This is a genomic window from Empedobacter sp. UBA7252 (assembly GCF_002472765.1).
Lineage (GTDB): Bacteria > Bacteroidota > Bacteroidia > Flavobacteriales > Weeksellaceae > Empedobacter > Empedobacter falsenii_B.
Genome location: NZ_DKSQ01000003.1, coordinates 39,251 through 51,838, shown reverse-complemented (window position 1 = coordinate 51,838; position 12,588 = coordinate 39,251). Strand labels below are relative to the sequence as shown.

The window sequence follows — 12,588 nt, the reverse complement described above, 5'->3', positions numbered from 1 at the left end:
TAATTAATATTGAATGAAAAAATATTTTACGCTGTTTTTTTGCTTAACATTTTATGTTATGAATGCGCAAGAAAATTTAACTGCTTATTACCAATACAAAACTTCATTTCTTAACTCAAACTTAAATGGTGTTTCAATAGTTTATGAACTTAATAAAAAAGGAGATGAAGCAAATTTTGAAATCAGAAAAAATGATAGATTTTATGATGGACAAATATACAATTATGTAAATTACAGAGATAAGATAGCAGAAACACAGCGAAATTATAAAGATAAAAGAGCTATAATCTTCAGTAATTTTAAGAAAATTGATTGGGTTTTTAAAGATGAGACAAAAGTTATTAATAATTGTAATGCGAAACGTGCAGACTTTCAATTTGAAGTTGGCAAATTAACACATACGATAGAAATATGGTATTGTCCATCTGAAATCCGATTTTCCCCAATTGATCAGGATATTAATTATTTTGATATTCCAGGATATATCATTTCCTATAAAGAAACACTAAACAATAAAGCTAAAATGGTAACCGAATATAATTTATTGGAGTTTAAAGAAAATAATACGATTCAGATAAAACGTCCAAATGAAGGTGAAAGAATAAATTATGATTTAATTGATAAAGGATTTACAACTTCAAATAATTAATATTGAATGAAAAATATTTTTACGCTGTTTTTTTGCTTAACATTTTATGTTATGAATGCGCAAGAAAATTTAAAAATAGAGTATGAATTCAGAAATGAATTTGATTATCAAAATGCCTCAGATGCTAAGAGTAGAGATATGTACAAAAATAGTAATGATAATCGGTTGTATTTTGAATTGATTACATCTAAAGACGAATCTACTTTTAATAAAATTGATCGAGTAGATAATTCACAAAATAAAAGTGGAATGTCAATAAGTTTTGTTAGTGGTCCTGGAGGATTTTTTTATAAAAATTTAAAAGACAATAATTCACTTTCTGAAATTAATTTTAATGGTAAAAATCTCCTTATTTCTGATTCAATTCCACAATATAAATGGATACTTAAAAAAGAAAATTCTAAAATTTTAGGATTTGATGTCAAAAAAGCAATTTTACAAGAATCAGAGAATACATTTGTAGAAGCTTGGTATGCGCCAAAGCTCAATTATAAAAATGGACCAACAAATTATGGCGGATTACCTGGTGTAATTCTAAAAATTATTTTAAACAATAAAGAAGGAAATCAGTTGAATAAGCAAATTTACGTTGCAACAAAAGTTGAAGTGAGTGATAAATTCAAAATAAATAAACCAACCAAAGGAAAACAGATAAGTCAAGCCGATTTTGAAGAAATGGTTGAAGAAGAAAACCGAAAATTTAATGAAATGTTTTTACAAAAATAAGATACGAAAAAAGGATTTCAATTGAAATCCTTTTTGATATTAAGTAATAGTTATTTGTAATCTATGAATATTTTTAATCAATATAATTACACTTTTTCTAAAACAAAGAATTCTTATCTTTGTTAGAGAAAAGTTGAATTAGATTTTATTCTAACAGAATACTTTTTTTATTAATTAAGATTTTTTGATACATGAAAATATTACTTTCTCCAGCGAAGATGATGAATTTGGAAACGAATGCTAAATGGAGAGCAACGACACCTCAATTTTTGGAACATTCACAAGAAATTATGGATGTTATGAAAGAGATGAGTACAACAGATCTTGAAAAATTAATGAAAATTTCGAAAGATATTGCAGAAATGAATGTGGAGCGTAATCAGGTTTGGAATGTTAAACCTACTGCGAAACAAGCTATTCCAGCAGCTTTAGCTTTCAAAGGTGAAGTTTATAGAGGTTTGAATGCTGAAACTTTAGATGATGAAGCATTTGATTACTTTAATAAACATGCATTTTTGTTATCTGGACTTTATGGGATGTTGCGTCCTTCTGATAAAGTAATGTTGTATCGCTTGGAAATGGGTTCGAAATTGGATGTTCATGGTTCGAAAAATTTGTATGGTTTTTGGAAAAAAATTTTGACACCTTTTCTAAATTTAAAATTGAAGAAAGGCGAGTTTATCTTAAATTTAGCAAGCAATGAATATGCAAAAGTTTTGGATAGAAAATCGTTAAAAGTTCCGATGATTGATGTAGAGTTTCAAGATTACAAGAACGGTGAATTGAAAAAAATCATGATGTATTTTAAACATGCTCGTGGTGCAATGGCGCGTTATTGTGCAGAAAATAAAGTTGAAACTTTGGATCAAGTGAAAGCATTTGACGTGGATGGTTATCGTTTTGATGAGAATCTTTCTACCGAAGAAATTTTGGTATTTACAAGATAATGACTAAAAAAATAATAACTTGAAGACTGCTTTATTAGTAGTCTTTTGTTATTTTTAAATAATATATGAAAGAAAATTTTATCGATAAATTACCCCTCAAAATTATTTACTCGTTCCAATCGCTGATTGAAGAATTAGAACGATCTGAATACAACTTTGGAGAGTTTAAAGCTTTTTTAGAATATCTGAAAGCTACTCGACCAGAGTTGATTGATGGTGTTGAAACATTTGAAGATTTTCAGAAAATTATTAAAGATGTTGAGCCAATTATTGAGAAAATTATTCCTAAACCATTTGTAAAATATAATTTAAAAGCGATAACTTTTCCTTTTTCTGACAAATTTATTTTTGCAACAGATCGACTTAAAGAGTTGATTGATAATAATGAATCACGACTAAAATTCAATTTTGAAGATTTAGATTATGATACATTATATAAGTTTTGTTGTTGCTTCATCTTATCGAAATATTATCATAAAAATTTAGATTTTAATCTATCAAATCAGTTGGTGATAGACAATCAAAATGGCTACAGAATTTATCTTGGGACTGATATAAACCATGATTATTTTCGTATTTATCCATCCGAAGATAAATTTAAATTGACTGAAGATGAAATTGAAGAGTTGTTGAATAATTATGAAGATACAGCTTTGTGGATGAGAAAAATTCCAATTGGATCTTGGATTGCAAAAGGGTTTAATCTTGTTTCATTTTTTGATAATACGACTGAAATTGCACTTTCTAACTTAAAATCTAAATTATTATCTTATGGAGAACCTTTTAATATTGTTCGAAATGATATTATTTCTGCATTAAAATCTATTTTTAGAATCAATAATTTAGAAGTTGGTTTTTCGGCTTATAATTCGGATAAAAATCAATTGGAAATTAGTCATTTATTACAATTGAATGATAGTTTATTGATTGATAATCATAAAAAAATAAAACTGAATGAAATTTTTTGTGCTGATTTAGAGAACAAAATATCGAAATCAGATTATTATGTTGTTTCTAATATTGACGCAGCTTTGGAGAAGTTTCCGCAAGATAAAATGTTGAGAATGGCAAATGAATCTGGTCTGAAAAGTTTGATTCTTTATCCATTGAAAAACGGAAAATCTCATTTAGGTATTTTAGAAATAGGCTCGAAAGAAGCTGGAGTTTTCAATCGAATTAATGCAAACCTTTTGCGCGAAATCACGCCTCTTTTAGAAGAATCTATTTATCGCTATACGGTAGAGTTTGAGAATCAAATCAATGCTTATATACAAACCGAATATACGTCGTTGCATCCAAGTGTAGATTGGAAATTTAGAGAAAAAGCTCGCGAACATATATTGCATCCGGGAAATACAAAACAAAAATTGCAGATCTCTTTTCAAAATGTATATCCAATTTATGGTGAATTGGATGTGAGAAATTCGTCAGTGATTCGAAATCAATGTTTAAAAATGGATTATACTAATCAGATTAATTACTTGATTTTGATTTGTAACGAGTTATATAATCGTACAAAAAAGAATAAATTTTTGGATTATATTGACGATTTGACTGATTTTTTGCAACGAATAGATAATGTAGATAAAATCTATTTCGAAAGCGAATTATTTGATTACATTACGTTGCATATTCATCCTGAAATTCCCAAATATGTAAAGGACAATGAGAAATCAATTATCGAAGAATATCTAAAAAAATTAGATTCTACAACGGGATTATTTTATGTAGATCGCAAAAAATTTGACCAAACAATTGTAATGACAAATTCACTTTTGTCGAACAAATTAGATACTTTTCAGAAAGATGCTCAAGGTGTATTTCCGCATTATTACGAACGTTTCAAGACAGATGGAATTGATTATAATTTGTATGTTGGACGAAGTATTGCGCCGTTCAAAAAATTCTCCTATCAAAATATTCGTGAAATTAGATATTGGCAATTACAGGCGATGATTTCGATGGAGCAATCGTATAAAGAAATTCAGAAAAAAACACCGCTAAAAGTAGAGGTTGCTTCGTTGATTTTTGCAACGAATACCACTATAGATATTTTGTTCAAATTAGATGAGAAACGTTTTGATGTTAATGGATACAACAATGCAAAATATGAAATAATTAAGAAAAGATTGAGTAAAGCTTTTGTGAAAGGAACAAATGAACGAATCAATTTGCCACACAAAATTTGTATTATTTATACCGAAGATATCCTAAAAGAAGAATACTCAAATTATATCAATTTATTAATTGATAAGAAATTTTTGAAAAAAGATGTTGAATATTTGGAAATTGATGATTTGCAGGGTATAAGCGGTTTGCAAGCAATTAGAGTTTCGATTAATTATAAAAATAAACTCGAAAAATATACTAAAATAGAAGAATAAAGAATGGAAAAAGATGATGTATTGCTTAATATTTCGATAGATAGTACTGCCGAAAATATTTGGAAAGTTTTGACAGATGAACAAGCGTTTAATGAATGTTTTGAAAACATAAAAATGACTTGTAACGAATGGAAAGTAGGAGAGAGGATAAAGTTTGTAACGCAAAAAAATAATGAAACGTTGGTAGATGAAGCCTTGATTACATCTATTATGGAGAATGAACGTTTGCGATATAATTATAAAAAACAAAATACAGACCATGAGATTGAAGTAATTTTTAATCTAAAATCTTCAGGTAATTTTACTTATCTATCAATTGAAGGAAAAGATTTTGCGGATGATTTTGAACGCTCACATTCAGAGAATGCGTGGATAAATATGATGCAAGCAATCAAGAAATATGTACAAAAAAAATAACCTTCAAATTTTTGAAGGTTATTTTTTTATATGTTAAAATCCGAAATTCAAACCAAAAACGATTCGCCCTGGATCTTCACCTTTAAAGTATGAAACTGTTGCGGTAATAGATTGTGCTCCGTTTATCCAAAGTCCACCACCCATAGATGAATGCCATTTATTTGAGTCTTCTCCGTTTAACCAAACTCGTCCATAATCAGCTCCAACAAAAAGACCTAATCGAAGTGGAACAACAGCTTTGAAACGTAAAGCATCAAATCGTAAATCAGATGTTTGTAAGAAAACTTTGTCTCCTGCAAAACGACCTAATCGATAACCACGTAAATCCTGATCTCCACCTAAATTAGCCATTTGATAGAATTCCATAAAATTACCCCAAACTGCTTTACCTTTTAGCATAGAAGCAACTGTTAATCTTCCATTTGCAGAAATTTTATGTGTGAAACCTAAATTAAGTTCGGTATAAAAATGATTACGTTCAAAATCTGTCAAATTAGAAATCCACTTTGCATTTGCTAAAAATGTCATGCCTAATTTTGGCAATGATTCGTTATCGTAATTTTTGAACAAATATTTAGCTCCAATTTCTCCGAAATGTTGTCCTTTGAAAACGTCTCTATTAATTGATGGGAAATCTTCGACGATACGATCTTTATTCTCTTCAATCTTTTTGTAACTATAAATTGCAGAAAAATCTAAACGACCATTGTTATTCATAATCTTGAAAATAGACGGTCCAATGCTATAACTTTCTAATCGAACACGGTTATAATCCATTCCAATTTCTTCTTGATTATTCACGGTCTCGTTTCCTAAACCAAAGAAATTTGTACTATAAGTCGGGCTCGTGTAAGCTGCATTAAGATCTAAATTCCACTTACCCAACGCTTTTGTAAACGTTCCTTTATATTTGGCATCCCAACCGCCTGTCGCAAAATAATAACTTAATTGCAAATTGTGACGTTGCGAATATGGTTTACGATCAAAACCGTTGACAGTGTAGGTTGGCGATAAACCAATTTTTATTCCGTCATCAGGATTGTAGCCAATATTAGGTAACATAGTAAAGAAATTATACATCGGTTGTTTGTAATCGTATGTATTAACCTCGTAATCGTTGACAAAATTTTTCGATGTTAAAAAGGTAGATTCTGATGCATCACTTCCGTTTGCGTAATCATATACTTTTACTTTTGCAGAACGCTTTACTTCGTATATATCGTCATCTATTCCACCAATAATACGAACTAAAATAGCGTTATTTGGCTTTCCTTCAACCTTGAATTTATCTTTTCCGTTTAATCCATATAAACGAATTTCTTTCGTTTCTTTTTTATCAAAATCTTCATCAAGAATTAAAGTTCGATCTTGTCCTGAATAGATTTTTACATTTGTTTTTCCCTTTGGTAAACGAGTGATCACAAAATCTTCATCTTCGTTTGTTCCTTTCAGAATGATTAATTTGCGAAGAACTTTATTATATTCTTCTGCAAATTTTTCTAATTTAGATTTTCGGGCAATAAGATTATTGATTACTTCTTGATCGTATTCTTGTTTTGTTTCTTCAGGAATTAATTCAAATGATTGTTTGATATAATCATCACTCAAATTATCTTGAATATATTTTGCTTCTTTTATCCATAATTCAAGATCGGATGATTCTAAAATGGCTAAATCCAATGGATAAGGTTCTCTATTGAACCATTTTACATTTTTGATGTCATCTTTATAATCTTGCATATGTCTCAAAGGAGGAATTTTCATAATTAAATGAAAGAAAAGTCCATCATAACGTGGAAATGCTTGATCTCTATCGCGTGGAATTGGTTTATAAACAGTTTGTTTATTCTCTTTGTAAACGCCCCAACGCCATTGGTCAGAATGTCGATCCCAATCTCCAACTAACATATCAAAAAGTCGTGCACGAATGTAGGCTTGCTTATCCACGACAACATCTTTGTTTTTGTGAATCGCAGCCAACATATCATCTGTGCTAACAATATCTTTTGGTTTTCCGAAAACACCGTCTTGATATCCGGACATTGGTCGTTCTTCTATCATGTATAATTCATCACCAAAATTCTCATTATATGCTTTCAAGGCTTCTTGTTTTGGAACGTAATATAATTTTGGCGTAGAATGCATAATATTGATTGGTTTCATCAAATTAGCAACTGTTAATGGATAATATGGATGATTGGTTGTATAGAAATCCATCAAAAATTTCTCTGTGAAAGAATCTTCAAATTCATCTGCAACATATTTATTTTTAAATGCTACTTGCTGAATGAATTGCGTGGCACTTTTCTTCACCGAGCGCATATTGTATTCTTCACCTTTTGCATTTGCCAATCGTAAACTTTGCGTTTGATGTCCACCACCCATTCTAACAGGGGTTAAACCTCCATTTAGTTGACTTAAATTAACAGTATTAGCAGTAATTGTTTGTCCATATGTTCGACGATAATGACGACCAAAAAAGAATTTATACGGATCAGATTTACGTGTAACGTCTAATGGATATACACTTGTTTCTTTCGTTTTTGGCATTTTTTTATCATCATAAACTTGTGCCAAATATTCCTTTTTCTTTTCTGTAATTTGTTTTGTTAATAATAATTCGATTCCATCGTCTTTAAAACCATAGAAATTAGCTTTAGAAGCGCCATTATCATATAAATCTAGTACAACAAAACCATTATCTCCGTAAGAAAAATCGTTTTTACCAACCGCTTTTGCAGATTCTTTTTTAGAACCAGAACCGCTGATAATTTGTTTGACATTGTTTTGTTGAATATATTGCAAGTTGTGATCGTGTCCAGAAACAACAATTACATTATTTCTATTTTCGATAAGTGTTGCAATACGAGAAGCCATTTCTCTGTATTTGAAATTATTAACATCTTGAGGACTAAGACCTGTTGTACTTCTTAATAAATTAATAAAAGATCCGATTACCGGTAATGGAACTTTGAAATTATCTCCTAATGGATAAAACTGTTTTTTGAAATCAAATTGTCCACCATGTGTTCCGTTCGAATATAGCGGATGATGCATTGTGATAACAGTTGTTCTGTTTTGATATTTGTTCAACTGCGATTCTAATTCTTCGAAGAAAGCTTCTCGCGATTTGATATCACATTTTTCATTTAGACCAGGATGTTTGTCCCAATCTTGCAAATACCATTCAGAATCTATCGCAATAATTCCGATACTATCATTTACATTTATTTTATCAATTGGACACGCATCTTTTGGTAAAAATGATTTTTTATTACCCAATTGTTTTTTGACTAATTTTTCTTGTTCTTTTAATCCTTTTACACCATTTCGCCAATCATGATTTCCTGGAATAAAAAGGGTTTTTCCTTTAAATTCTTTCGCTAAATCAATCTGAAATTGAAGTTTCTCTCTACTTGTTGTATATTCAGCTTTTGTAGAATCCGTTACAATTCCATTTTCGTAAACATTATCACCTAAAAAGAAAAGATAAGAAGAAGAGTCAGCTTTCGCTAATTGATTCTTTAAAATTTCTAAATTTTGTTTATTTTTTGGTTGATCAAGATCTCCTGCATCGCCTATTAAATAGATAGATTGAATTTTATTTCCTTCTACATTTTGTACTTTTTCTGTCTTAATGTTTTTCCCATATTGAGGATGTTGCGTAGCGCAAGATGTCATATAAAGGCAAGAACCTACTAAAGCCAAAAAAGGATAATTCAATTTTTTGTTGTTTAGTGTTGGTAATAATTTCATACATTTAAGCGTTAAAAACTTGTGATGAACCAATTGTTATTAAATATAGAAAACTATGTTTTCAATCTGTTCAAAGATAATCTTTCTTTAGATTTTACGTATCATAATTTTATGCATACCGTAAAAGTTGTAGAAGCAATAAAAACGTTGTCTACTGATGAGCAAATATCTACAGATTTACGAGAAAAATTATTAATAGCGGGTTGGTTTCATGATACGGGTTACACAAAAATCGTGCAAGGGCATGAAAGTGAGAGTGCAAACATTGCAAAAGAGTATTTGATTGAGCATAATTTTGACGAAAATTACATCAAAGAAGTCCAAGATTATATTTTAATCACAGCGCTAAATAATGTTCCAAAAAATATAGGTGAAGCAATTGTAAAAGATGCAGATAACTATCATTTAGGACAAACTGAATATCCTAAAATTTCTGAGTTATTACGTGATGAAATAGCTAAAATATGTCACAAAGAATTTTCTGATTATGAATGGCATGTAGAGAATAGAAATTTTTTTCTAAACATACATCATTTTTATACGGATGCCGCAAAAAAGCTTTGGCAGAAAGGAAAAGAAGAAAATTTGATCTTTACCCAAAATAAAATCAAAGAGATAGAGTTGATTGGTGATATTCCCAATAAGTATGAAATCAAGAAAAAGAAAAACGATAAGATTCAACAACCAGATCGTGGTGTTGATACACTTTTTCGTGTAACGTTGAACAATCATACTCGTTTAAGTGATATTGCTGATAGTAAAGCCAATATTTTATTGTCTGTAAACGCGATCGTGATTTCGATTGCACTTTCTACTTTGGTTCCAAAGTTAGGAAGTCCAAAGAATGAGTATTTACTTTTACCTTCAATTGTAATGCTTTTATCAAGTGTTGTTTCAATTATTTTTGCAATTTTAGCAACTAAACCAAATGTAACATACGAAAGTTTTAACGAAGAAGATGTCAAAAACAAAAAAGTGAATTTGCTTTTCTTTGGTAATTTTTATCAAATGTCACTTGAAGCCTACGATGATGCTATGCAAGAGTTGATGAAAGACAGAGATTATGTATATACTTCTTTGACAAGGGATTTGTATTATTTAGGAAAAGTTTTGGAACGAAAATATCGTTTGTTAAGCATAACCTACACAATTTTTATGATTGGAACTATTTTATCTGTTCTAACGTTTGCTTACGCGATGATCACAAATGTTGCTTAATTATTTTTTTACTTTTTCAAAAGTAAAAGCAATTTTACTTGATTCATCATTGCTAATTTCAGCTTTTAACTGATGACCAATTTTCCAATATTTGATAAGTTTAGGAAAATCATTCTCTTGATTTTCTAATGTAAACGAATTTCTATCAGAATTGATTAACTCAAAATCAGTTGTCTCTTTTTTAGTTTTGTCCAAATTAACTTTCAATATCCATTTATCATCAATCTTTGTGATAGTAAGATGTTCCTGCGAAATTGTATCATTATTTTTGATTGTAAACCCGCAACCTAAAAAAGTGTTTTTATCAACTTTTTTCCAGTTTTCATACGTTTTTCGATCCGATTTTTCATTTGTTCTAATCCATTCTCCAACCAAAAAATCAAAACTTGGTTTATCAGCAGAAGTTTTAGTTGATTCGCAAGAATTCAACAAAAAAATAAATAAAAGAAGAAAAGTAAATAGTTTCATATTAGTGTGCTTAATAGTAAAAATAATCAATTTGAAATAGTTAAAATGATAGAAATGATTTTTTCTCAAAAATTTTATTCTTTTATGTATTATTGGTTTACTTTTTGTGTAATTCGTGGCAGTTAAATTAGGCAATAAACAAAAGGTACACTATTTTTGAAGTATGCGACTTTCTACAAAACAAAAGTTTTTTCAATACATTAAAAAATCATTTAATTTTTTTCAAAACTTGTTGAACCTGTTAAAATTGGTTTTATCAGAGCGACAATTTTTGTATTTATCGTGTATTTTAGTAGCTATTTCATCTGCTTTTGCAGTGATTGTGCTAAAAACTTTTGCGCACAATGTTTTTCAATTTACTATTTATATTAATAATTTAGTCAAACTACCTTATATCAATAGTATATTGCCAATTATAGGTATTTTGTTGACGGTTTTTGTTGTGCAGAAATTTTTGGATGGTTCGATAGAAAAGGGAACTTCTCAAATTATGATTGCTGTAGCTAAAAAGTCTGGAATAATGCCTAAAAAACAGATGTATGCTCAGATTTTAACGAGTTCCTTAACAGTTGGTATGGGTGGTTCGGCTGGTTTAGAATCTCCAATTACAATTACTGGTGCAGCTTTTGGTTCTAATTATGCACAATATTACAGATTCAAATACAAAGAAAGAACACTTTTGTTGGCTTGTGGTGTTGCAGCTGGTATTGCGACTGCATTCAATGCACCAATTGCAGGTGTTTTGTTCGCGATAGAGATTGTATTAGCGGATATGAGTGTTACTGCTTTTATTCCTTTATTGTTATCTTCTGCAACAGGAGCTTTAATTGCCAATTTAACATTAAAAAGCAATATGTTATTATCCTTTCGTTATGCGTTAGGATTTGATTATCATAATGTTATTTTCTATGTGATTTTGGGTGTTTTAGCGGGGTTTGTTTCAGTTTACCATGCTCGATTATTTCGTAAAGTTGAACATTTGATAGGGAATTATTCGGATAATGTATATTGGCGAGCGATTGTTGGAGCGGGAAGTTTAGCAATATTGATTTTCTTTTTCCCAACATTATTTGGTGAAGGTTATGAGAGTATAAAATATTTAGCAAATGATGAAGCTGGTTTTATTTTAAATAATTCATTGTTAGAGAGTTTTAGAACGAATCAATGGATAGTTTTAGGATTTGTTTTTGTCACAATTTTAATCAAATCTATTGCAACAGGTTTAACTTTAGGAAGTGGAGGAAACGGAGGAAACTTCGCGCCTTCGTTATTTGTTGGGTCATATCTTGGTTTTTTCGTTGCAAAATTCTTTAATTTAATCGGTTTCAAAGAAGTTCCAGTCGGTAATTTTACTGTTGTTGGAATGGCAGCTGTTTTAAGTGGGTTATTTCATGCGCCATTAACAGCAATTTTCCTAATTGCCGAAATTACGGGAGGTTATGGATTAATTATTCCCTTAATGATTGTTTCTTCGATAAGTTTTGCAATTTCAAAACGATACGACAAATATTCGATGGATATATACGCAATAGCAGAAAAAGGAATTGTTTTTACATCTGATAAAGACCGAAATTTGTTTAATAAAATTGATTTGTTTTCGATTTATATCAAGAATATCAAAACATTGACGGTTTACAATTCAATTGAAGATATAAAAGAAATTTTTTCTACTACAACACAAGATTTTATTCCAGTCCTCAATGAAGATAAATCGATTCATGGAATTATAGTTTTAGATAATATTCGATCATTTATTTTTAATGATAATATTGATAAAAGTTACTTAGAATGTATAACAGAAGCAACTTCGACATCTATTTTTACGAATGCTGCTAACGTGATGAAAATGATGGAAGCAAAAAAAATAGATTATATTTTACTCACTAAAAAAGGTAAATTTGAAGGTTATGTAACCGAAAGTTTATTATTAGAAAGTTATCGAAGTAATTTGAATAAGTTGAGAATTGAGTAGAAATATTTGAATATAATATACAAAAAAAGCCTCTTAAATAGAGGCTTTTCA

General features: G+C 29.5%; 9 protein-coding genes. 7 read left to right on the top strand and 2 right to left on the bottom strand.

Annotated features, from left to right (window positions below):
* Positions 1 to 58: 58 nt before the first annotated feature.
* The 5 genes from B2X73_RS01565 (at position 59) to B2X73_RS01545 (ending at position 5,123) form a co-directional block, all read left to right on the top strand.
* Positions 59 to 649, top strand: coding sequence for a hypothetical protein (locus B2X73_RS01565; protein WP_286495770.1), 591 nt, complete (start codon positions 59 to 61; stop codon positions 647 to 649).
* A 6-nt stretch (positions 650 to 655) separates the two neighbouring features.
* Positions 656 to 1,375, top strand: a complete 720-nt coding sequence (locus tag B2X73_RS01560) for a GLPGLI family protein (protein WP_286495771.1) — start codon at positions 656 to 658, stop codon at positions 1,373 to 1,375.
* Between the two features lie 191 nt (positions 1,376 to 1,566).
* Entirely contained in the window at positions 1,567 to 2,322 is a 756-nt protein-coding gene (yaaA, locus tag B2X73_RS01555; protein ID WP_286495772.1) for a peroxide stress protein YaaA, read from the top strand.
* 65 nt (positions 2,323 to 2,387) lie between these two features.
* The gene (locus B2X73_RS01550) at positions 2,388 to 4,706 is read left to right on the top strand and encodes a hypothetical protein (RefSeq protein ID WP_286495773.1); all 2,319 of its coding nucleotides are present in this window, start codon (positions 2,388 to 2,390) and stop codon (positions 4,704 to 4,706) included.
* 3 nt (positions 4,707 to 4,709) lie between these two features.
* Positions 4,710 to 5,123 (top strand): SRPBCC family protein, encoded by a 414-nt coding sequence (locus B2X73_RS01545; RefSeq protein ID WP_286495774.1) that lies wholly within the window; start codon positions 4,710 to 4,712, stop codon positions 5,121 to 5,123.
* A 33-nt stretch (positions 5,124 to 5,156) separates the two neighbouring features.
* Here the strand turns inward: B2X73_RS01545 and B2X73_RS01540 are convergent, their stop codons facing one another.
* Positions 5,157 to 8,879 carry a metallophosphoesterase gene (locus B2X73_RS01540; RefSeq protein ID WP_286495775.1) on the bottom strand — a complete coding sequence of 1,241 codons (3,723 nt, stop codon included), beginning with the start codon at positions 8,877 to 8,879 and terminating at the stop codon, positions 5,157 to 5,159.
* Positions 8,880 to 8,903: 24 nt separating this feature from the next.
* On the opposite strand from B2X73_RS01540, the gene B2X73_RS01535 reads away from it, so the two are divergent.
* Entirely contained in the window at positions 8,904 to 10,097 is a 1,194-nt protein-coding gene (locus B2X73_RS01535) for a Pycsar system effector family protein (protein ID WP_219034917.1), read from the top strand.
* On the opposite strand, the gene B2X73_RS01530 is transcribed toward B2X73_RS01535, so the two are convergent.
* Entirely contained in the window at positions 10,098 to 10,565 is a 468-nt protein-coding gene (locus tag B2X73_RS01530) for a DUF6265 family protein (RefSeq protein WP_219034918.1), read from the bottom strand.
* A 163-nt stretch (positions 10,566 to 10,728) separates the two neighbouring features.
* Between B2X73_RS01530 and B2X73_RS01525 the strand changes: the two genes are divergently transcribed.
* Positions 10,729 to 12,537: a chloride channel protein gene (locus B2X73_RS01525; protein ID WP_125349835.1), complete on the top strand. Its 1,809-nt coding sequence runs from the start codon at positions 10,729 to 10,731 to the stop codon at positions 12,535 to 12,537.
* Positions 12,538 to 12,588 lie beyond the last annotated feature (51 nt).

Bases quoted from the DNA above. Each gene is read 5' to 3' on its own strand.
- B2X73_RS01530 (WP_219034918.1), bottom strand. From the start codon at position 10,565: ATGAAACTATTTACTTTTCTTCTTTTATTTATTTTTTTGTTGAATTCT.
- B2X73_RS01540 (WP_286495775.1), bottom strand. From the start codon at position 8,879: ATGAAATTATTACCAACACTAAACAACAAAAAATTGAATTATCCTTTT.
- B2X73_RS01545 (WP_286495774.1), top strand. From the start codon at position 4,710: ATGGAAAAAGATGATGTATTGCTTAATATTTCGATAGATAGTACTGCC.
- yaaA (WP_286495772.1), top strand. From the start codon at position 1,567: ATGAAAATATTACTTTCTCCAGCGAAGATGATGAATTTGGAAACGAAT.
- B2X73_RS01565 (WP_286495770.1), top strand. From the start codon at position 59: ATGAATGCGCAAGAAAATTTAACTGCTTATTACCAATACAAAACTTCA.
- B2X73_RS01550 (WP_286495773.1), top strand. From the start codon at position 2,388: ATGAAAGAAAATTTTATCGATAAATTACCCCTCAAAATTATTTACTCG.
- B2X73_RS01560 (WP_286495771.1), top strand. From the start codon at position 656: ATGAAAAATATTTTTACGCTGTTTTTTTGCTTAACATTTTATGTTATG.
- B2X73_RS01535 (WP_219034917.1), top strand. From the start codon at position 8,904: ATGAACCAATTGTTATTAAATATAGAAAACTATGTTTTCAATCTGTTC.
- B2X73_RS01525 (WP_125349835.1), top strand. From the start codon at position 10,729: ATGCGACTTTCTACAAAACAAAAGTTTTTTCAATACATTAAAAAATCA.